The sequence below is a fragment of the Aminobacter carboxidus genome, assembly GCF_014863355.1.
GTDB lineage: Bacteria > Pseudomonadota > Alphaproteobacteria > Rhizobiales > Rhizobiaceae > Aminobacter > Aminobacter carboxidus.
This window is the reverse complement of the sequence record NZ_JACZEP010000016.1, coordinates 35,540-56,858: the sequence shown is the minus strand read 5'-3', so window position 1 is coordinate 56,858 and position 21,319 is coordinate 35,540. Positions and strand designations below refer to the sequence as shown.

Here is a 21,319-nt window from a genome sequence, read left to right as displayed (position 1 = left end):
GGCAATGAAGGTGTGCCTCTTCAGTAACCCCGGCTTTTGGACAGCCGGAAGAGAACCAGAAAGGCCCGCACCGTCGTTGCTTCAAGGTGTCCTCGATTTTGCGGTTGGCCGCTAAATCGACTGGAGGGGTTAGCTCCAGTTACCTTACCGATTTCCTCGCCATTCGAGGGATCGGCGGACACCCACAGGCACGTGCGACTTTGGGCAAGCGCGGATATATGGCTCGCGACCGTCACAATCAATTAAAATCTCATGCCGGGTTGAAAAAATTCAAACGTTGAACAATGCTGGCAATGTCGTAAACAGGTTTCGAACGATGACTGCTGCACCCGGATCCTTCAACGCGTTTCTAGATCTGCCGCAAACGCCTGTTTTCAATGCGGAAACCGGCCCCTTGGCAGGACTGCGACTGGCCGTAAAGGACATCTACGATGTCGCCGGCTACACAACCGGCTGCGGCAACCCCGATAAGGCTGCCAGCGCCATTCCGGCCACCAGAACCGCTCCTGCGGTACAAATCCTGCTCGATGCCGGCGCGCGATTCGCCGGCAAGACCCAGACCGACGAACTCGCCTTTTCGCTGATGGGCCAGAACGCGCATTTCCCGCACCCGATCAACCCGGCAGCACCGAACCGCGTCACCGGCGGTTCGTCGTCTGGCTCGGCCGCGGCGGTCGCCGGCCAACTTGCCGACATCGCCATAGGCTCCGACACCGGCGGCTCGATCCGGGCACCGGCGAGCTTCTGCGGGCTTGTCGGCCTGCGCACCACCCATGGACTGATTTCGCTCGACGGCGCGATGAAGCTGGCGCCGAGCCTCGACACCTTTGGCTGGTTCGCGCGCGACATCGACGCTTATGAGAATGTGGCGAAGCTTTTGATCGGCGAGGACGCCCATCGCGGCCAACTGACAAGGCCCGTGGCGCTCGACTGGCTCGACGGGCTGTCGACCGGTCCGGATGAGATCGCCGAATACCAGCGCATGCGCCGGCATGCCGAGGCGGCGCTTGGTCCGGTCGCCACAGCTCGCCCCCTCGCCTTTTCGCCCGATGAACTCTACTGGTGCTTCCGCAAGGTCCAGGCGTTCGAAGCCTGGCAAGAACATGGCGCCTGGATCTCCTCGGGAGATCGCGGCCTCGGGCCGGGCGTCAAGGAACGCTTCGAATTCGGCGCCGCCATTTCGGCGACGGACTACGCCGCAGAGATCGACAAGCGTGACGCGTTTCGCCAGGAGCTTGGCGCACTGCTCGGGGCGGACGGCATTCTGGTCCTGCCGACAGTGCCGGGAGCAGCACCCCTGGCCAATGGAACGCATGACGAGCTTCTCGCCTATCGCGAGCGCGCGCTGATGCTGCTGTGCCTGTCCGGCCTGTCGGGTTTCCCCCAGATCACGCTGCCCATCGGCACAGCCGGCAGCGCGCCATTCGGGCTCTCGCTGCTCGGGCCCGCCGGCAGCGACCTGGCGCTGATCCAGTTGGGACGCCGCGTGCTTGACGCCGCCCACACAAAGGATTGATCGCATGGACACACTCACCCGCATGCGCGCCTTCATCGACGTGGTCGAGGCCGAAGGCTTTTCGGCCGCCGCGCGCAAGATCGGCCGCTCCAAGGCTCTGCTGTCCAAATATGTGCGCGAGCTCGAGGACGAGCTCGGCGCACTGCTGCTCAACCGCACGACGAGGCAGTTTTCGCTGACCGAAGCCGGCCATACCTATTATCGCCGCGCCTCGGAGATCATCCGCGAGGTCGACAGCCTGGCGGATGCGGTGCGCGAATCCTCCGGCGACGTGCGCGGCCGGGTCAAGCTGTCGGCGCCGCGTACCTTTGCCGATGCGCCGATCGGCCGCTCGCTCATCGACTTCGCCAAGGCACACCCCGACATCGTGCTCGAAATCCATCTCGACGATCGCTTCGTCGATCTCGTCGAGGAAGGTTTCGACCTCGCCATTCGTATCTCCCGGCTCGAGAACTCGTCGCTGATCGCCCGCCGCCTGGCGCCGTTCGGCATCCGGGTCTGCGCCTCACCCGAGCTGATCGAAAAATTTGGCATGCCGAAAAAGCCGGCCGATCTCGCCAATGTTCCCTGCATCATCGACACCAACGGCCGCTACATGTCGAACTGGCCATTTTCGGGCGAGACCGGCGACATCATGACCGTGTCGGTATCAGGCCCGATGGAGGTCAACAGCCCGATGGCAGCACGTGCCGCGGCAGTTGCCGGTCTCGGATTTGCCATCCTGCCCGATTTCATTGCCGCCCCCGATCTCGATTCAGGCAAGCTGGTGCCGGTGCTCGACGACCGTCGCCTCGGCGGCGGCGGCATCTTCGCGGTCTACCCGCACCGGCGCTATCTGCCAGCGAAGATCCGGGTCTTCGTCGACTTCCTGGTACAGTGGTTCAAGACCAATCCTTGCGACCATGCCGTTTAGTTGAACGGCGGCTGTCCCACTTTCGCCCGGTTTCTGATAATTGTCGGCATCACCCAACAGGTCGGCCTGCCGGAGCTATGATTCTGAAAACACCCACGACGATGCTGGCCACGGCGGCAGTAGCCTTGCTGGCCATGACGGTACAGGCGAGCGTCCACCCGCACGTCTTCGCCGAAGCGCGGCTCGACGTCATGCTCAATCCCGACAAGACGGTGAAATCGCTCAGGCACCTGTGGCGGTTCGACGACCTGTTTTCCAGCACGGTGCTGATGGAGTTCGACAAGAACTCCGACCTCAAGCTCGACGACAGCGAGCTGGCCGAGGTCTCCAAGACCGTTTTCGAGTCGATCGGCGAGTACAATTATTTCCAGGTCGTGACCTTGGACGGCAAGGACATCGCCATGAAGCCGCCGGCGAGCCTGGTTGCCAATTTCGAGGACCAGCAGCTCATCATCCTGTTTGAGACCGAGCCGAAGGAACCGCTGAAGCTTGCCGGCAAGATCGATTTCGGCGTCTACGACCCGACCTTCTATACCGCGATCGACTTCACCGAGGACTCCAACCTGAACGTCGCCGGCCTGCCTTCGAGCTGCAAACAGAGCGTCATCCGTCCAGATCCGGACGAGGCGATCGCGCAGAACCAGTCGAAGCTGACCGACGCGTTCTTCAACGATCCGTCGGGCACGGACATGAGCAAGATCTTTGCCACGCGCCTGGAATTGAACTGCCAAGCCAAGGGGTGATGCAGTGAAGAAGACGACCATCCGCGTGATCTTCGCGCTCCTTGCGCTCAGCTACGTGCTCAGCCATTTCGCGGTCCGGGCGCACGCCCAGAGTTCGCTCGGCATCGGCACCAACGAAGCGATGGTTCCATCGACCGGGCTGTTCTCCGAACTGCTCAACTGGATCAACGTCCACCAGCAGCAGTTCTACCGCTCGCTGACCGGTTCGCTGAAGGCGATGCGCGACGGTGAAAGCGGCGGTATCTGGCTGCTCGTCGGTCTGTCCTTTGCCTATGGCATCTTCCACGCCGCCGGCCCCGGTCACGGCAAGGCGGTGATCTCGTCCTACATGCTCGCCAACGAGGTGGCGTTGCGCCGCGGCGTGATGCTGTCCTTCGTCTCGGCCTTCCTCCAGGGCGCGACGGCGGTCGTGCTGATGACACTGGTGTTTCTGGTGCTGCGCGGCACCTCGGTGTCGATGACCAATGCGACGTGGTTCCTGGAGACGGTGAGCTACGCGCTGATCGCCGCCTTCGGTGCCTGGCTGCTGTGGAAAAAGCTCAAGCCGATGGCGTTCGGCCTGGCCGGTGCCGCCCCGGTGCACAGCCTGTCGGCCGCGCGCGTGCATACGCACAGCCACGACCATGACCACGCCACCTGCGGCCATGACCACTCGCACGATCACCACTACCATGCGCACGACCACGGCCATGCGCATCAAGCTCACAACCACACGCATCACGATCCCCACGCTCACGATCATGGTCACGCCCACCACGCTCACGCTGCGGGCGAAGTCTGCTCGACCTGCGGCCACTCGCATGCGCCCGACCCCAAAATGCTTGAAGGCAAGCACTTCGACTGGCGCACCGCCTGGTCGGCGGTTGCCGCCGTCGGCATCCGCCCCTGCTCGGGCGCGCTGATCGTGCTCAGCTTCGCCTTCCTCAACGGCCTGTGGGCCGGCGGCATCCTGTCGGTCTTCGCCATGGCGCTGGGAACCGCCATCACTGTGTCGGCGCTCGCGGTACTTGCCGTCACGGCCAAGAACTGGGCCGTGGCCATAGCCGGAGACGGCCGCGCCGGCAACCGCGTCCACAATGTCATCGAGATCGGCGGCGCGGCGCTCGTCATGCTGCTGGGCCTGGTGTTGCTTGCGGCAAGCCTGAACGCCTAGCGGATTGCAACCGACACCTGTTACCGCCCGGCTTGCAGCGCGATGATCTTGTCGTGCAATCCAGAAACATGGAATCCAGGGCCTTTACGGGTATAGTTGCGAATGGGCATCCCAAGGAGGCGGCCATGCGGAACGATACCGACTATCTACGTCTCGCCGTGCAGCTTGCCACCGAGAGCCGGGCCAGCGGCAATCATCCCTTCGGGGCGCTGCTGGTCGGGCCGGAGGGCGACGTGCTCCTGTCGTCGGGCAATACCTACGCGCTGGATCGCGGCGTTGGCCACGCGGAGGCAAACGTCGCCCGCGCGGCAGCACGGCAATACGACCCGACTTTTCTCGAGCGATGCACGCTGGTGACCTCGGTCGAGCCATGCTGCATGTGCGCCGGGGCCAGTTATTGGGCCGGCATTGGCACTGTGGTCTACGGTCTCAGCGAAAAGCGGCTGGCCGAGCTGACCGGAGACAATCCGGAGAACCTGACCCTCGACCTGAGCTGTCACCAGGTGTTTGCCGCCGGACGGCGCCCTGTAGCGGTCCGTGGCCCGTACCCCGAACTCGAAGAACAGATCGTAAGAGACCACAAGGACTTTTGGTGACGGCACACGTCACCAAAGGTTTGCAGTCGCCGAAGAGTCCTTACCCTCTGCCGTATAGTCCGCGCACACGAGAAATGCGCCCTGGAGCTGCGGCTGCCCCGCAACATTGCCCGCCGCTTTGGCGGCGACGTGACGCTCAGGAACCGCGGCGGCGGGGGCTTGCGCGCCGAACTTAAGATCCCGCTGGCCGACACGGCCAAGGCGCCAGCGGCCGGATAAGATCAGCTTGTTTCAGTTGCCATTCTTACGCTGGCTACGTCCGCGCAGCCAGAACACGCCGAAGAAGGCAAGCACGAAGAACACCGCGATGACGCCGGCGGCGACGGTCGAATAGTTGCCGACGGCCAGCATCACCTTGGGCAGGAAGAACGCCGCGACGCCGAAGAGGATCATGATCCATGCGGCGGCGACGGCGGCGTGGCGTGTCTTGGTGTCCATCGGCGTGGCCCTAACATCTCGTTGCGTCCGGACCGCGCCCGGCAAAGGTTCAGCTACATAGCGCCCGTTGGCGTTTCAGCCAACGCGCCAGCGCCGGTTCCTTTGTCGCATGCGCGACCCAACCGGTGCCAGCAGCCACCAGCCGTTGCCCTAAGCGCCAAATTCAGATCGGAAATCCTCAAGCTTGCGCTTTTGCTGGCCGGCCGCATCGAAATTGGCCGGATCGAGCCAGGCGTCGTAGGCCTTGAGCAAGGCCGGCCACTCCTTGTCGATGATCGAGTACCACGCGGTGTCGCGGTTTTCGCCCTTGGTCACCATGTGCTGGCGGAAGATGCCCTCGAACTTGAAGCCGAACCGTTCGGCCGCCCGCTTCGACGGCTCGTTGCGGTTGTTGCATTTCCACTCGTAGCGGCGGTAGCCGAGCTCGAAGATGTAGCGCGCAAACAGGAACTGCGCCTCGGTCGCCGCTGGTTTGCGCGAAACGATGTCGCTCCAGTAGATGTTCCCGATCTCGATGACGCCGAAATTCGGGTCGATGCGCATCAGCGTCTGGCGCCCGGCCATCTTGCCGCTCGCCTTGTCGATGACGACGAAAAACAGCGGATCCTCGCTCGCCGCCGATTTTTCGAGCCAGGGCTGGAAGTCGGCGCGGGTCTGCGGCTTGGTGTCGAAGAGCCAGCGGAACCGGCCTTCGGCGTCTTCGGCGGTTGCCATCTCGTACAGGCGTTCGCCGTGTTTTTCCGTATCGAGGGGCTCCAGGCGGACATAGCGCCCCTCGAGGTCGATGCGCTCGGGCCGCGGCCGCGGCTTCCAGTCCTGCAGGTTCTCGGACAAGGACGTCTCCAATTCGTTTGACATGGTCACCCCAACTCTCGCAAAAATTGGATGCCCCCAACAGAACCAGACGGATAGCCGGAATGCTCCACACGATTGCCGCCTTCGACCGCCTCGGCGAAGAAAATGCCTTCGCCGTATTGGCCCGCGCCACCGCCCTGCTCCATGAGGGCCGCGATATCGTCAATCTGGGCATCGGCCAGCCCGACTTCCGCACGCCCGAGCATATCGTCGACGCCGCCATCAAGGCGCTGCGCGACGGCCATCACGGCTACACCCCGGCCAATGGCTTGTTGGCGACGCGCGAAGCGGTGGTGCGGCGCACGCTTGCCGCGACAGGCGTCGAGGTGTCGCCGGAGAACGTGATGATCATGCCCGGCGGCAAGCCGACGATGTTCGCCGCGATCCTGATGTTCGGCGAACCGGGTGCCGAGATCCTCTATCCCGACCCGGGTTTTCCGATCTATCGCTCGATGATCGAATTCACCGGTGCGACACCGGTGCCGGTGCCGATGCGCGAGGCCAACGGCTTTGCCTTCTCGGCCGAGGAGACGCTTGCGCTGATCACGCCGAAGACGCGGCTTTTGATCCTCAATTCGCCGGCCAACCCGACCGGTGGCGTGACCCCGCGCGTCGAGATCATCAAGCTGGTCAAGGGGCTCGAGGCCCATCCCCATGTCGCCATCATGTCGGACGAGATCTACGACGTCATGACCTATGACGGCGAAAGCCACGTCTCGCTGCTGACCTTCCCGGAGATCCGCGACCGGCTGATTGTGCTGAACGGCTGGTCCAAGACCTGGGCGATGACCGGCTGGCGCATGGGCTGGTCGATCTGGCCAAATGCACCCGAAGGCGGCCGCCTCTACGACAAGGTGCGCAAGCTCGCGGTCAATTGCTGGTCCTGCGTCAACGCGCCCAGCCAGTTTGCCGGCATCGCCGCCATCGACGGCCCACAGGACGACATCGAGCGCATGATGCGCGCCTTCGACAACAGGCGCAGGATCGTCGTCGAGGGGCTGAACGCCATCCCTGGCATTTCCTGCGTCACGCCAAAAGGCGCCTTCTACGCATTCCCCAACATCAGCCAGACCGGCTGGAAGGCCAAGAAGCTGGCCTCGGCCCTGCTCGAGGACGCCGGCGTCGCCCTGATCGGCGGGCCGGACTTCGGCATATTGGGCGAAGGCTACATCAGGCTGTCTTACGCCAACTCGGAAGAAAACATCCTGCGTGCGCTGGAAAGGATCCAGGCGTTCCTGGCGAAATAGCCGGACGCCTGCGATCCAAGATCTCTACTCGGCCGGCAGCGTACCAGTCGCTGCCGCAATCCCGGGCCGGTATGGCGTAAGTGTCGGGATGACCATCGGGACGTGGCTGGCATAGTCTTCGTATTCGGGGAATGTCGCGCGAAGGACTTGCTCCTCATTGAGCATGCGACGGTACTGCAATGCCCACCACAGGACGAAGAGCAGGGCAGACCAGATCGACCAGCCGGCAATCACCGCTCCAAGCGTGGTGACGGCTTCGGCAGCGTAAAGCGGGTGTCTGACGATCGCATACGGCCCCTGGACGACCAACCGGCGGGCAGCAGCCATGATCGAGAACGAACGGCCGAGATAGATCACGCACCAGATCGACAGCACCGTGCCGACAACCATCAGGCAGGAAGCAAGGATGCGCAGGCCCAGCCCTGGGCTTCCCGTCGGCAGGACGACGAGGAACATCAGGCAGAACGTGCCGGCGATTGCCGTCAGCCGCGGCTCGATGCCTGATGACACGTTCTTCGGCGCATGCCGGATGACGGTGAGGAGCACGACCAGGGCAAGGAAGATCAGGCCAGCGACACGCGACGCGAGCACGAAGCCCCACAGGTCGATCTGCTCCCGCATCTGGACGGTCACGATGATGGACACCGCCTGCATGATGGCCAGGTACAGAAAGATCGAGATCATCAGGCCCTTGCCGGCCACATCTTCCAGGCGGCTGTTCATTTCTGGGTCTCTCCGATTACGGAAGGCAGATTGACGTCGTCGAGCGACTTGGCCGCCGTGAACGGGTAGGCCAGTTGCTCGTGATAGAGATGAGGTACTGGATCATCGGTGCCGTATTTCGATGGCATGCGGTCCGGCATGTAGAGCGTACCGCCGATCACATCGAGGAACGGCAACTGGCCGGCAAAGTTCTTGTCGTAAGCTTGGCGCTCGTTGGCATGGTGCCAATGGTGGAACTTGGGTGACGCGAGAATCCACTTCAGCGGGCCGAAGCCGATACGGGTGTTGGAATGCACCAGCACCGACTGCCACTGGTAGATCAGGGCATAGATGACGATGGCCGCAGGCGAGAAACCGAGCGCGAACAGCGGCAGATAGGACGCCGACTTGGTCAGGATCTGGTCGACGGGATGGACCCGGTGCCCGGCGAGCCAGTCCATTTCCTCGATACTGTGATGGACCGCATGGAACCGCCACAGGAACGGCACAGCGTGAAAGGTGCGGTGGGCGAGATAGAAGCCGATATCCGCCAGCACGATCACCTCGATCGTCTGGAGCCAGATCGGCTGGCTGCGGACGGCAGCGCCAACGCTCTGTGGCACGACCATGCCAAGGCCGACCATCATCACGGCAACCACGGCCAGCAACCCGATCTTGATGACGATGCCGTTGAACAGGAGGTAGAAGACGTCGTTGAGCCAATGGCGGCGCAGCGTCTTCTGCTCATGGTGATGCGGGATCAGTTGCTCGAGGGGGATGAAGATGAGCGCGACGATCAGGAGCGCCTTCAGATCCACCAGATCGCTCAGTTGCATGCCAAAACCCGCCTCCCAGAAGCCACTTCGACGCGTAAGCACGTTGTGTACTACTTCTGGGTTAACGGCTGTTTGCCACGGATAGTGAGATTTGCCGGATCTTGCCGGCCGCCTCAACCGCGCCCGACGTAAGGCATCTTGGTTGCCATCACGGTCATGAACAGCACGTTGGCGTCGAGCGGCAGGCCGGCCATGTAGACCACCGCCTCGGCGACGCGGGCGACGTCCATCACCGCTTCCGCAGCGATCGAGCCGTCGGCCTGCTGGACGCCGACGGTCATCGGCACCGCCATCTCGGTCAGCGCATTGCCAATGTCGATCTGGCCGCAGGCGATGTCGAACGGGCGGCCATCGAGCGCCAGCGTCTTGGTGAGGCCGGTGATGGCGTGCTTGGTCGCGGTATAGGGTACCGAACCGGGACGCGGCGCGTGCGCCGAGACCGAGCCGTTGTTGATGATGCGGCCACCCATCGGTTCCTGCCTGCGCATCGCGGCGAAGGCCGCGCGCGAGCACAGGAACGTGCCGGTGAGATTGACGGAGACGACGGCGTTCCAGGCCTCGACGGGGATCTCGTCGATTGTCGAGGCCTTGTAGCCCATGCCGGCATTGTTGAAGAGCAGGTCGACCCGGCCGAACGCCTCGGTGATGGTCTCGAACATGTCGTCGACTTGGTCGGGCTTGGTCACGTCGCAGACGATGGCCAGCGCGCTGGCATCGGTCTTGCCGGCATCGCGAATGGCTTCATCGAGCGCATTTTTGCTGCGACCGCAAAAGACGGTGTTCCAACCGTCCTTGAGCAGAGCTGTCGCCACTGCCTTGCCGATGCCCTTGCCAGCACCGGTGACCACCGCGACCCTGTTGCTTGCCATGATGAAGCTCCTCCTCCCTGCGCGTGACCGATCGCCGGCGGCAGATCATCGGTAGCTTGAGCAGTCTAGTGCACGGTCCCAAAAATCGAAATAGGACGGCGCCTTACTGGCTCGCGGCCGAGCGCCTTCGCCGCCAGTCTCTGACAATGAAGAGGGTGCGGTCACACAAAAAGGGCGGTCATTGGCGACCGCCCAGTCTTTGATCGAACCGTGCTTGGGAGGAGGAGAGCCGATCCGAGTAAGAAAATGATGCGCCTGGGCGGTTAACAAATCCTTAACGCGAAAAGTCGCCTTTTAGGGGCTTCCAGCCCACCTCCCCGCAAGCTTTTACCAGCGCGGATTGACCGACGGCACGGAGGTCGGTTGAGCCGGCACCTTGACGCTCGAGACCGTCGCCTCGATATGGTCGACAAGCGCGTCCGGCAGTTGCAGCCGGCCCGCGAGCAGGTCGAGATAGCCGCGTTCGGCGCGGGTGTCGGGATCGATCGCCAGGCGCGAGGCGGTATAGAGCTCGACCTTCTGCGCTTCGGTCTGGGCGGCGGCGACGATGGAGTCGAGATCCAGCGGCGAATTGAGTTCCTCCATCAGGAACTGCTCGGCATCCGAGCCGATGCCCGACAGGCTGAGCTTGTCACCAATCTTCTTGCGCTCGTCTTCGTCGATATGGCCATCGGCCTTGGCGGCGGAGATCATGGCGCGGATCAGCGTCAGCACGAATTCGGTCTCGCCCTGGGGGGCCTGCGAGGGGTGGAAGGAATTGTCGGCCGGCGGCGGCAGGAGCTGCGGCTCGGCATTGGGCGCAGCGGTTGTCTGCTCCGGCGCATTGCCGGCCTTGTAGTTCTGGTAGGCTTTGTAGGCGAGGCCGCCAATCGCTGCGAGGCCGCCGACCTTCAGCGCCGTGCCCGTGACCTGACGGCCGGCACCGGTGCCGAGCAGCACGGCAACCAGAGCGCCAGCGGCAAGCGGATTGTCCTTGGCAAGCTGGGTCGCCTGCCCGGCCTTGTCGCGCACGGTGGAGCCGGTACCCGGGATCTTGGAGCCGAGGAGATCGTCGAGCAGCTTCTTGGGGTCGAACATGGATGCCTCCGGTTGGAAATGTCGGTCGCCGAGAGGTAGGCGGACGATCAAGACATTACAATGACGCCGGCCAATTTGGCGAGGCAATCCGGATACAGCCGTTCAACTGCCGATATGCGGGGCGTCGCCGCGTTGTTCTGCCAGCTCTACTTGGCGGTGGCGCTCGGCATAACGGGCGCGGTCCTGTTCGCTGCGGGCGTCATGGCAATGCGGGCAGGATACGCCGGCCTCGAACTTCGGCGACAAAAGCTCTTCGGGCATCAGCGGGTGCCGGCAGGCACGGCACAACTCGGCCTCGCCCACGGCAAGTCCGTGCGACACCGACACGCGCTCGTCGAAGACGAAGCACTCGCCTTGCCACAGGCTCTGCTCCGCGGGCACCTCTTCGAGATATTTGAGGATGCCGCCCTTGAGGTGGAAGACTTCGTCGATGCCGATCGACTTCACATAGGCCGTGGCTTTCTCGCAGCGAATGCCACCGGTGCAGAACATCGCCACCTTCTTGCCTTCGAGCTCGCCGCGGTGGTTTTCGACCCAGGCCGGGAACTCGCGAAAGCTCTTGGTATGCGGGTCGACAGCGCCCGAAAACGTGCCGATCGACACTTCGTAATCGTTGCGGGTGTCGACGACGATGGTGTCGGGATCGGAGATCAGCGCGTTCCAGTCATTGGCCTCGACATAGGCGCCGACGCTGGCGAGCGGATCGATGCCCTCGACGCCCATGGTGACGATTTCTGCCTTGAGCCGCACCTTCATGCGGTGGAACGGCATCTCCTGGGCGGTGCTGTACTTGACCTCAAGCCCTGACAATTCCGGCATGGCTTCGAGATGGGCGATCAGTTCGGCGATCGCTTCCCCGGTGCCGGCCACCGTGCCGTTGATACCTTCGCGGGCCAAAAGCAGCGTTCCCTTGATGCCGCGGCCGCAGCAGAAGGCGGCGAGCGGCGCACGCAGCGCCTCGTAACCGTCGAGACGGCAGAAGCGGTAGAGGGCGGCAACGCGGAAAAGTGGCTGGGGTGTCGACAGTTTCATGGCGTGAGCCACTAGCGCCTTGGCTCGTTTTTTTCAACGTGCAGCTGAAAGTAGAATGATTACAGGCTGTTCGTGATTCGGCTGCTATCTCGTACCGGATTGTTTCGCCGTCCGCTTTTTCACGCCTGCCGAAACCAGGCGACAAAGGCAGCCGCGATATGGAGAATGTCGCGCATGTTCAGCAGGCTAACGGCAACGGAAATCGAAAAGGCGGCCAGGGAATTCGGGCTCGAACCGGCAGCACTGCTCGCCATTGCCGAGATCGAGAGCGCCGGCCAGGTCTTCGCCAAGGTCGACGGCCGCAACGAGCCGCTGATCCGCTTCGAAGGCCATTATTTCGATCGCAGGCTTTCCGGTGCCGCGCAGGACCGCGCCCGCGCTGAAGGCCTCGCTGCGCCGACCCCAGGCACTGTTGCCAACCCGCGCGCTCAGGCGGCGCGCTGGCAGATGCTCGAAAAGGCAGCTGATATCGATCACCAGGCCGCTTATGAATCGACGTCCTGGGGTCTCGGCCAGGTGATGGGCGCGCACTGGCAATGGCTGGGCTTCGACAATGTCGATGCTCTTGTGACCGAGGCGCGTTCCGGCGCTGCTGGACAGGCGCGGCTGATGGCGCGCTATCTCGACAAGGCAGGGCTCACCAGTGCGTTGAACGGGCACGACTGGGAAGCGGTCGGCCACGGCTACAACGGGCCCGGCTTCCGTAAGAACAGCTACCACCTCAAGCTGGCCGAGGCCTACACCAGACAGATCGACGGCCCCGCCCCCGGTGACAGCACGATGACGGTCGGCTCGCGCGGTGAACTTGTCACCGAGTTGCAGGAAGCGCTGGTCGCCCTGGGATATCCCGTCGATACGGACGGCATCTACGGCCAAGGCACGGCAGCCATGGTCAAGAGGTTCCAGGCCGATCATGGCCTTGCCGCCGACGGCATCGCCGGCGAGCGCACCCATGCAGCCATCGCCAAGGCCCTGCCTCTTGGCGGCAGTGACGTGTGGTCGAAACTCAAAGGTTGGCTCGCCGGGATTTTCGGCAAGGCGTAGACTGCCGCAAAAGCCGCGAAGCAGGCGGAAGGCACAGGCCCCGACCTGTCGGCCATGCGGGCGCAACACCGTGTCGCTACAGGCTTCGTGGACTCGCAATAGCGGGTCTGTTAAATCGGTTGAAAAATGACAGCGGAGCGAATTGCCATGACCAGCAAAACCCAGAAACTGCTTGCGCTGCTCGATGGCCAGCCAGTCATTCCGGTGCTGAAGATCGAGCGCGCAACCGACGCCGTGCCTTTGGCCCGCGCGCTGGCCCGTGGCGGCCTCCGGGCGATCGAGATCACGCTCAGGACCGACGAAGCGCTGGAATGCATCCGCCGCGTCGCCGCCGAAGTCGAGGATTGCATCGTCGGCGCCGGCACCATCTTGAATGCGCGCCAGTTCGACGAGGCCGTCGCCGCCGGTTCGAAATTCATCGTCAGCCCCGGCCTGACGCGCGAGCTGGCCGCCCACGCTGCCAAAAGCGACGTGCCGCTGCTGCCGGGCACCATCACGCCGGGCGAGATCATGGCGGCGCTTGAAGCCGGCCTCGACTTCCTGAAGTTCTTCCCGGCCGAACAGGCCGGCGGCGCGCCCTTCCTCAAGGCGCTGGCTTCGCCCATCGCCGGTGTGAAGTTCTGCCCGACCGGCGGCGTCTCGGCAAAGAAAGCGATGGATTATCTCAGCCTGCCGAACGTCGTCTGCGTCGGTGGCTCATGGGTCGCGCCCGACGACATGGTCAAGGCAGGCGACTGGGCCGGCATCGAGGCACTCGCCGCCGAGGCAAACAAGCTGCGCAAGAGCTGAGGCACGATTTTACCTTCTCCACCTTGTGGGAAGGTCATTCCAAAAGCAAAAAGCCGCGCGGGTTGCCCAGCGCGGCTTTTTTCATTGTCTTGAAGTCGATCAGTTCGTCGAGAACCGCGCCACCGAGAGGAACTTCACGGCACTGCCGGAGAACTTATGGGCATTCGCCGCCTGATCGCCCTGCTGGAAGCCCGACGTATAAACCTCGGTCGGTGCGGTGCGGACCATGTTGTAGGCAAAGCCCGGCGCCTTGGTGTTGGTCGTGACAGTCGTGACCTGCGTGCCGCTGCGCAGTGCCCAGCGCGCGGAATCGGGCGCTGCGGCGACAACCACCGGCTTGGGCTCGGGCTTGGCTTCCTGTGCCATCGGCCGGGCCGACTTGCGCGTCGTCTTGACACTGCCACCGACGGCCGCGGCCGGATCGGTGCCGGCCGAGGCCGTGGCGATCGCGTTCTTGGGCGTGGCAGATGCAACCGTCTCAGGCTGGTCGAAAACCGAACGCTGCTCCGGCTGAGGCGCAAGCGAGGCGATTTCGAGCTCGTCCTGGCCGGACTCATCTTCGGCGGGAATATCGTTCGCCGCAGCCAGCGCTGCTTCGACGGTCATGTCCTGCGGACGGGCCGACGGCAGCGGAGCGGTGAGGTCGCTCGCAGTCGCGTCGTCCGTCGAGGCCAGCGCCATCAGCACGTTCTGGCTTTCCGGCTTGAGCTCGGCAGGCGGGGTGTGGTTCGGGCGCCAGGTCGGCAGCGGCACGTTGGCTGCGATCTGCTGCTCGACTGCGGTGGGCTGCTCGCCTTCGGCCAGCGGCACCGACGCAGCACCAAACGGCACGTTCTCGGCGGTCGCCATGCCAACCTCGGCCTGCGGCCGCGGCGCTACGCCAGGCAGCGGCACGCTGCGCGCCGGCAAGGCTGCAATGATGGTTTCGGGCGCCTGCTGGTCGGGTGCCTCGTCGGCGACCTGTGGCAGCTCGGCGCGCTGCGCATTCTCAGGCGCCACGATCTGGATGCCCGGCAGCGACTTGGCAGCCGGCGCCTCGGCGATGGCCTTGGTCGGAGCGCGCTTGGGCGCAGCGGCTGCCACGGCGATTTCGCCGGTGTCTTCTTCCTCGTCGGCACCGCCGCCGAACAGCGCGGCAAACAGCCCGCCGCTGCGCTTGGCGGGTGCTGCACTGGCGAGCACGAAGTCACCGCTCGCCTTGCGCGACTGATAGGATGCCAATGCCTGCTCGAAACCGGGCAGCGGCTTGCCGTCGCTTGGCACATGCAGGGTCTTGCCCGACGGGAACACGGCAACGAGTTCCTTGCGGCTCATGCGCGGCCAATGGCGCACATTGCCGACGTCCATATGGATGAACGGCGAGCCGGAGCGCGGATAATAGCCGACGCCGCCGGCCTGCACGCGCAGACCCGCGTCGCGCAGCTTCTTCAACGGCACGCCGGGGACGAAGAAGTCCATCGCCTTGCCGAGCATGTGCTGGCTTTTTTCCGCAACGCCGCTGGAGCGGCTGCGCAGCAGCGAATTGGTGGCCGGCGAGCGATAGGCCGAAACAACATGAATGTAGTCGCGAGCGCCAGCAGAGCGATAGGCCTCCCAGACCACGTCGAACAGACGCGGGTCCATCTTGGTCGGCTCGTTGCGGCGCCAGTCGCGCAGGAACTGATTGAGTTTCTTGAGGCCGGCAGCGTCGTATCTGCCGTTGCGCTTGAACGTGATCTCAGCCCGCTCACCCGTGTGGGTGTAATACAGCTTGAGCGTCCGCGTTTCTGCGGAGGCTGTCGCCTGCGAGGCTGTCAGGAAACCAAACGTTAGCATCGCGGCTGTAAGCCACTTTTGCCAACCATTCGATTTCGAACGACGCCCTTCGGTGTTCTCGATCCTATTCAAATCAAAAGGCCCTGTTAGGCTGCCATCTGTCCCCGGATTTGAAGCCCGGACACGCTTACGGATTCGCGTCCGAATATCGATCCTAATGGTTAATCACTGCTTATTGAAGGCGAAATGCGGTAACACCATGGCGATATCCCAGCAAAAAGGAATCGCGCCTTTTCATGGTAAACCACTGGTTTAAACCACAAAAACACCACTGAACAAATACGCAAGAAACTGCACAGCGCTGCGTCCCGCAAGCGACACGCAAGCTTTAAATCAAAATCAGCGGCAACAAAATATCAAGAGGCGAGTCGCTCGCTGCGACCGGTCTCCGGATCGATGCCGTATTCCTTGAGCTTACGATACAGCGTCGAGCGGCCGATTCCCAGCCGCCGGGCGACCTCGCTCATCTGGCCGTTGTAATGATCGATGGCGAGCCGGATCATCTCGAACTCGACATCGGCAAGGGGGCGGACATTGCCGCGCTCGTCGAGCGCGCGCAGCGTTCCTGGCCGAGCGCGCTCCGGCGCCGGCGACAGCACCGGCGTTGGCACGAACCTGTCGGCACCGCTGTTTGCAACCACAGGCGTAGCATCGCCGCCGAGATCGACGACGCCTTCGACCTGGGCGCGGATCTGCGGGAACTCGTCTTCGCTGAGCACATCGCCCTCGGACAGCACGCAGGCGCGAAACACCGCGTTTTCGAGCTGCCGGATGTTGCCCGGCCAGTCATAGGCCTGAAGCAGCGCCAACGCGTTTTCCGAGATCATCGGAATGCGACCATGCGGGCTGGCAGGTGCGACACGGGAGATGAAGTGGCTGACCAAAAGCGGAATGTCGTCGCGACGGTCGCGCAGCGGCGGCACGAAGATCGGATAGACGTTGAGCCGGTAAAACAGGTCCTCTCGGAACTTGCTGTCCTTGACCTGCTGCAGAAGGTTGCGATGCGTCGCCGAGATCAGCCTGATGTCAACCTTGACCGTCGAGCGACCGCCGACAGGGTCGACCTCGCCTTCCTGTACCGCGCGCAACAGCTTGACCTGTACGTCGAGCGGCAGGTCGCCGATCTCGTCGAGGAACAGCGTGCCGTGGTTGGCCTCGACGAACTTGCCCGGGTGCTTGTCGGTGGCGCCGGTGAAAGAGCCCTTCTCGTGGCCGAACAGGATGCTCTCGACAAGATTGTCGGGAATGGCGCCGCAATTGACGGTGACGAACGGTTTTGAACGGCGGTCGCCCGACCCCTGGATGGCACGGGCGACGAGTTCCTTGCCGACGCCCGATTCGCCTTCGATCAGGATCGGAATGTTCGATGCCGCTGCCTTCTGGCCGAGCCTGATGACGCGGTCCATGGCGGGACTGCGGGTGACCATGTCGCGGAAGGTGAGCAAGCCGCTGCCGCGGCGCGCGGTGCGCCGCACCTGATCCTCGACGGCCTCGACCTTCAGCGCATTGTCGATCGCGGTCGCCAGCCGATCCGGCGACGCCGGCTTGACGACGAAGTCGAAGGCGCCGTTGCGCATCGCCGACACGACCGTCTCGATGCCGCCTTGCGCGGTCTGGACGATGACGGGAAGTGCAATACCGCGTTCGCGCATTGCCTTGAGCACGCCGATGCCGTCGAGCCCGGGCATCGACAGGTCGAGAATGATGACGCCGATCTCGCCGGCGCGCGGCCCGTCGAGCATGCGAAGCGCTGCTTCGCCGCCATCGACGGCTATGGCGGTGTGGCCAAATTTCGTCACCGCGGCGTCGACGAGGCGACGTTGCACGGGATCGTCATCGACTATGAGAATCGAACCTGCCATGAATGTCCGCAATATGCCCGCAGCTGCTGATTGGATGTGGATCATCCTGGCACAGGGTTCTAAATAAGGTTTCAAGAAAGCCGGTGAACGAATCCCTTAGGATTGAATCTAACCGGCGAATGAGAGTGAAAAGGAAGACGCAATGCGTTGGAATTCCGGGCAACAGATGTCGGCCACCGCCTCCACCGGGAGCGCGGCAGGGCTGGGCGAACTGCCCGAATGGAACCTTGCCGACCTTTATTCCGGCATGGACGCGCCGGAGCTTGTCCGCGACCTGGAAAAGGCGTCCGCCGATGCGGTTGCCTTTGAGGCACGCTGGAAAGGCACGCTCGCCATCGAGGCCGGGCGCGGTTCCGCCGGCAAGCTCGGCGAGGCCATGCGTACCTATGAAGCGCTTGAGGAGTTGGTCGGCCGCGTCGTTTCCTACGCCGGGCTCGTCTACGCCGGTGACACCTCCGATCCCAAGCGCTCGAAGCTTTACGGCGACGTGCAGGAAAAGATGACCGATGCCAGCGCGCATCTGCTGTTCTTCGCGCTCGAACTGAACCTCGTTGATGACGCGCTGATCCTCGGTGCGCTCGACGCGGACCCTGCCTTCGGCCATTACCGCCCCTGGGTCCTCGATCTCAGGAAGGACAAGCCCTACCAGCTCGAGGACCGGGTCGAGCAGCTATTCCACGAAAAGTCGATCACCGGGCGCGGCGCCTGGAACCGGCTGTTCGACGAGACCATGACCGACCTGCGCTTCGACATCGGCGGCGAGGAACTGGCGCTGGAGCCGGCGCTGAACATGCTGCAGGACCCCAACGGCGAGGTCCGCAAGGCAGCGTCCGACGCGCTCGCAGTGACCTTCCGCAAGAACCAGCGCGTCTTCACGCTGATCACCAACACCTTGTCCAAGGACAAGGAAATCTCAGACCGCTGGCGCGGCTTCGAAGACATCGCCGACTCGCGCCACCTCGCCAACCGTGTCGAGCGCGAGGTCGTCGACGCGCTCGCCGCCGCCGTGCGCGAGGCCTATCCGCGCCTGTCGCATCGCTACTACAAGATGAAGGCCAAGTGGCTCGGCATGGAGGTGATGAACCATTGGGACCGCAACGCGCCGCTGCCCGAGACGCCGCAGGCGATGATCGGCTGGGACGAGGCCAAGGATACGGTGCTGACCGCCTACCAGCGCTTCTCGCCGGAGATGGCCGAGATCGCGCGCGATTTCTTCGACCGCCGCTGGATCGACGCGCCGGTGCGCCCGGGCAAGGCACCCGGCGCCTTCGCCCACCCGACGGTGCCATCTGCCCATCCTTACGTGCTGCTCAACTACATGGGCAAACCGCGCGACGTCATGACCCTGGCCCACGAACTCGGCCACGGCGTGCACCAGGTACTGGCCGCCGGCCAGGGCGCGCTGATGGCATCGACGCCGCTGACGCTGGCCGAGACGGCAAGCGTGTTCGGCGAAATGCTGACCTTCCGCTCGCTGCTCGACCGCACCACCGACAAGCGCGAGCGCAAGGCGATGCTGGCGCAAAAGGTCGAGGACATGATCAACACGGTCGTGCGCCAGATCGCCTTCTACGAGTTCGAGCGCAAGGTCCATTCCGAGCGCAAGAACGGCGAACTGACCTCAGACCAGCTCGGCCAGTTCTGGCTCGAGGTGCAGGCAGAGAGCCTGGGGCCCGCGATCAAGCTGCGCGAAGGCTACGAAGTGTTCTGGTCCTATATCCCGCACTTCATCCACTCGCCCTTCTACGTCTATGCCTACGCCTTCGGCGACTGCCTGGTGAACTCGCTCTACGCGGTCTACCAGAACGCCGAGCGCGGCTTTCAGGACAAGTATTTCGAGATGCTGCGCGCCGGCGGCACCAAGCATCATTCGGAGCTGCTGAAGCCGTTCGGGCTCGACGCCACCGATCCCGCCTTCTGGCAGAAGGGGCTCGCCGTGATCAGCAGCCTCATCGACGAACTGGAAGCGCTGGACTGAGTTCCAGCCCTTTCCCAGGCAACTGAAGTCATGACCGGTCCCCAATCCCCTTTCGTCCTGTTCAGGGACGACCCCGCCGGGCGCGAGGTGCTGTTTGAAGCACCGCGCGAGATCATCATTGCGCATGACGCGGCGGATTTTTTCCCGGCGCTCCAAGCGGCTCAGAAGGCGCATGAACAGGGCAAGTGGCTCGCCGGCTACTTCTCCTACGAGGCAGGCTATCTGCTCGAACCGAAGCTGCGGCCGCTTTTGCCCGCGGGCCGGCGCACACCGCTCGTCTGCCTCGGCGTGTTCGACCAGCCATCTGACAACGACCGCCCGGCATCGCGCGCGACCGTCACCAACGGGCCGATCTTCGACGCGCGCGCGACATGGTCGGAGGCCGACTACGAGCGTCGCTTCAAGCGTCTGCACCAGCACCTGCGCCAGGGCGACTGCTACCAGGCGAACCTGACTTTTCCGGTCCACGCGCAATGGTCGGGCACCCCACTCGACGCCTTCGACGCGCTGATCGCCCGCCAGCCGGTGAAATACGGCTCGCTGGTCTCGCTCGGGGGACCGGTGGTGCTGTCGCGTTCGCCGGAGCTGTTTTTCGAGATCGACAGTGCTGGCTGGATCGAGACTCATCCGATGAAGGGCACCGCCCCACGCGGCAAGACACCTGAGGAGGATGCCGCCCTCAAGAAGTTCCTGCGCAACGACGAGAAGAACCAGGCGGAAAACCGCATGATCGTCGACCTGCTGCGCAACGACATCTCGCTGATCAGCGAAGTCGGCACGCTCGACGTGCCCGAGTTGTTCCGCATCGAAAGCTATCCGACGGTGCACCAGATGGTCAGCACTGTGCGGGCGAAACTGCTGCCAGGCCTTAGCATCGAACAGGTCTTCGCAGCCCTGTTTCCCTGCGGCTCCATCACCGGCGCTCCGAAGATCCGGGCGATGGAGATCCTGCGCGAGCTGGAGAGCACGCCGCGCGACGTCTATTGCGGCGCCATCGGCTGGATCGCGCCCGGCGGCACGATGCGGTTTTCGGTGGCGATCCGCACCATCACGCTGCATGACGATGGCGAGGCCGTCTACAATGTCGGCGGCGGCGTGGTGTTCGATTCGACGGCTGAAGCGGAGTATGCGGAATGTCTTTTGAAAGCACGCTTCGCCACGGGCACGGTGCCGGCTTCGAACTGATCGAGACGCTGCGCTGGGAGCCGGTTGGCGGCTTTTTGCGCGGTGATCTCCACCTCGCCCGGCTCGAAGCTTCCGCGGCGGCGCTGGGCTTCGACTTCGCCGGCGAAATCGTCGAACTGGGCCTGAAGCGTGCAACTGCTGGCGACACGGCCTTACGAGTCCGCCTCGCCCTGTCAGCGGATGGCAGCGCCGACGTCACCACCCAGCCATTTGCCCCGCTTGGACCCGATGCCGTGTGGACGATTTGCATCGCCGAAACGCGCCTCGACAGCTCGAACGAGCTGCTACGCCACAAGACGACGCGTCGCGAAGCCTATGACCGCGCCCGCGCCGAGTTTTCCCGCGAAAAAGCGGACGAAGTGATCCTGCTTAATCAGGCGAAAAACGTCTGCGAAGGCACGATAACGAACCTCTTTGTCGACCCTGGTGACGGTGGGCCGCTCAGGACGCCTGCACTTGCCTGCGGGCTGCTTGCCGGGGTTTTTCGTGGCGAAATGCTTGCGCGAGGCGACGCGGTCGAGACAACCTTGAGCTTAGATGACCTCAACGGGGCATCAAGACTGTGGGTCGGAAATTCGCTACGCGGGTTGATCGCGGCAAAGCTGGTGCGAGGTTAGGTTTGACTCACCGCCATAGTCGACTACATTGTCTCCAGGTGCATTTGTAGAG

Annotated in this window: 20 protein-coding genes; 11 read left to right on the top strand and 9 right to left on the bottom strand. The window is 63.6% G+C overall.

What is annotated here, in order from left to right; all coding sequences use genetic code 11:
* The first annotated feature begins 316 nt into the window (after positions 1-316).
* The 5 genes from IHE39_RS27550 (at position 317) to IHE39_RS27530 (ending at position 4,921) form a co-directional block, all read left to right on the top strand.
* The gene (locus tag IHE39_RS27550; RefSeq protein ID WP_192568740.1) at positions 317-1,516 is read left to right on the top strand and encodes an amidase; all 1,200 of its coding nucleotides are present in this window, start codon (positions 317-319) and stop codon (positions 1,514-1,516) included.
* A gap of 4 nt (positions 1,517-1,520) precedes the next feature.
* On the top strand, positions 1,521-2,429 hold the full coding sequence (locus IHE39_RS27545; protein ID WP_184769650.1) for a LysR family transcriptional regulator: 909 nt from the start codon (positions 1,521-1,523) through the stop codon (positions 2,427-2,429).
* A gap of 77 nt (positions 2,430-2,506) precedes the next feature.
* Positions 2,507-3,172, top strand: coding sequence for a DUF1007 family protein (locus IHE39_RS27540; RefSeq protein ID WP_192568739.1), 666 nt, complete (start codon positions 2,507-2,509; stop codon positions 3,170-3,172).
* Positions 3,173-3,176: 4 nt separating this feature from the next.
* Positions 3,177-4,325: a HoxN/HupN/NixA family nickel/cobalt transporter gene (locus IHE39_RS27535; protein WP_192568738.1), complete on the top strand. Its 1,149-nt coding sequence runs from the start codon at positions 3,177-3,179 to the stop codon at positions 4,323-4,325.
* A gap of 125 nt (positions 4,326-4,450) precedes the next feature.
* The gene (locus IHE39_RS27530; protein WP_184769647.1) at positions 4,451-4,921 is read left to right on the top strand and encodes a nucleoside deaminase; all 471 of its coding nucleotides are present in this window, start codon (positions 4,451-4,453) and stop codon (positions 4,919-4,921) included.
* A 231-nt stretch (positions 4,922-5,152) separates the two neighbouring features.
* On the opposite strand, the gene IHE39_RS27525 is transcribed toward IHE39_RS27530, so the two are convergent.
* The gene (locus IHE39_RS27525) at positions 5,153-5,359 is read right to left on the bottom strand and encodes a hypothetical protein (RefSeq protein WP_184769646.1); all 207 of its coding nucleotides are present in this window, start codon (positions 5,357-5,359) and stop codon (positions 5,153-5,155) included.
* A 150-nt stretch (positions 5,360-5,509) separates the two neighbouring features.
* Positions 5,510-6,193: a GNAT family N-acetyltransferase gene (locus tag IHE39_RS27520; protein WP_192568737.1), complete on the bottom strand. Its 684-nt coding sequence runs from the start codon at positions 6,191-6,193 to the stop codon at positions 5,510-5,512.
* Positions 6,194-6,276: 83 nt separating this feature from the next.
* Here IHE39_RS27520 and IHE39_RS27515 point away from each other — a divergent pair, with 83 nt between their 5' ends.
* Positions 6,277-7,461: a pyridoxal phosphate-dependent aminotransferase gene (locus tag IHE39_RS27515; RefSeq protein ID WP_192568736.1), complete on the top strand. Its 1,185-nt coding sequence runs from the start codon at positions 6,277-6,279 to the stop codon at positions 7,459-7,461.
* A gap of 24 nt (positions 7,462-7,485) precedes the next feature.
* Here the strand turns inward: IHE39_RS27515 and IHE39_RS27510 are convergent, their stop codons facing one another.
* The 5 genes from IHE39_RS27510 to trhO all read right to left on the bottom strand — a co-directional run bounded on the left by IHE39_RS27510 (position 7,486) and on the right by trhO (position 11,977).
* On the bottom strand, positions 7,486-8,184 hold the full coding sequence (locus IHE39_RS27510) for a methyltransferase family protein (RefSeq protein ID WP_192568735.1): 699 nt from the start codon (positions 8,182-8,184) through the stop codon (positions 7,486-7,488).
* The gene (locus IHE39_RS27505) at positions 8,181-8,999 is read right to left on the bottom strand and encodes a sterol desaturase family protein (RefSeq protein WP_246485657.1); all 819 of its coding nucleotides are present in this window, start codon (positions 8,997-8,999) and stop codon (positions 8,181-8,183) included. Before IHE39_RS27505 ends, IHE39_RS27510 begins: the two co-directional genes overlap by 4 nt.
* A gap of 113 nt (positions 9,000-9,112) precedes the next feature.
* Positions 9,113-9,868 (bottom strand): SDR family oxidoreductase, encoded by a 756-nt coding sequence (locus IHE39_RS27500; RefSeq protein ID WP_192568734.1) that lies wholly within the window; start codon positions 9,866-9,868, stop codon positions 9,113-9,115.
* Between the two features lie 327 nt (positions 9,869-10,195).
* Entirely contained in the window at positions 10,196-10,945 is a 750-nt protein-coding gene (locus IHE39_RS27495; RefSeq protein ID WP_184769643.1) for a tellurite resistance TerB family protein, read from the bottom strand.
* A gap of 102 nt (positions 10,946-11,047) precedes the next feature.
* Positions 11,048-11,977, bottom strand: a complete 930-nt coding sequence (trhO, locus tag IHE39_RS27490) for an oxygen-dependent tRNA uridine(34) hydroxylase TrhO (RefSeq protein ID WP_192568733.1) — start codon at positions 11,975-11,977, stop codon at positions 11,048-11,050.
* Positions 11,978-12,151: 174 nt separating this feature from the next.
* Between trhO and IHE39_RS27485 the strand changes: the two genes are divergently transcribed.
* Both IHE39_RS27485 and IHE39_RS27480 read left to right on the top strand, forming a co-directional pair.
* Complete coding sequence (locus tag IHE39_RS27485) at positions 12,152-13,021, top strand: N-acetylmuramidase domain-containing protein (RefSeq protein ID WP_192568732.1); 870 nt, start codon at positions 12,152-12,154, stop codon at positions 13,019-13,021.
* Positions 13,022-13,168: 147 nt separating this feature from the next.
* Entirely contained in the window at positions 13,169-13,810 is a 642-nt protein-coding gene (locus IHE39_RS27480; protein WP_192568731.1) for a 2-dehydro-3-deoxy-phosphogluconate aldolase, read from the top strand.
* Between the two features lie 99 nt (positions 13,811-13,909).
* On the opposite strand, the gene IHE39_RS27475 is transcribed toward IHE39_RS27480, so the two are convergent.
* Positions 13,910-15,625 (bottom strand): peptidoglycan L,D-endopeptidase MepK, encoded by a 1,716-nt coding sequence (locus tag IHE39_RS27475; protein WP_184769639.1) that lies wholly within the window; start codon positions 15,623-15,625, stop codon positions 13,910-13,912.
* A 356-nt stretch (positions 15,626-15,981) separates the two neighbouring features.
* Positions 15,982-17,487: a sigma-54-dependent transcriptional regulator gene (locus IHE39_RS27470; protein WP_192568730.1), complete on the bottom strand. Its 1,506-nt coding sequence runs from the start codon at positions 17,485-17,487 to the stop codon at positions 15,982-15,984.
* A 142-nt stretch (positions 17,488-17,629) separates the two neighbouring features.
* Here IHE39_RS27470 and IHE39_RS27465 point away from each other — a divergent pair, with 142 nt between their 5' ends.
* Genes IHE39_RS27465 through IHE39_RS27455 form a run of 3 tightly spaced genes read left to right on the top strand, consistent with a single transcriptional unit; the run spans position 17,630 to position 21,267 of the window.
* Positions 17,630-19,465 carry a M3 family oligoendopeptidase gene (locus tag IHE39_RS27465; protein ID WP_192568729.1) on the top strand — a complete coding sequence of 612 codons (1,836 nt, stop codon included), beginning with the start codon at positions 17,630-17,632 and terminating at the stop codon, positions 19,463-19,465.
* A 30-nt stretch (positions 19,466-19,495) separates the two neighbouring features.
* A complete protein-coding gene (locus IHE39_RS27460; RefSeq protein ID WP_192568728.1) occupies positions 19,496-20,650 on the top strand; it encodes an aminodeoxychorismate synthase component I in 1,155 nt (384 codons plus the stop codon).
* Positions 20,599-21,267: an aminotransferase class IV family protein gene (locus IHE39_RS27455; RefSeq protein ID WP_192568727.1), complete on the top strand. Its 669-nt coding sequence runs from the start codon at positions 20,599-20,601 to the stop codon at positions 21,265-21,267. Before IHE39_RS27460 ends, IHE39_RS27455 begins: the two co-directional genes overlap by 52 nt.
* Positions 21,268-21,319 lie beyond the last annotated feature (52 nt).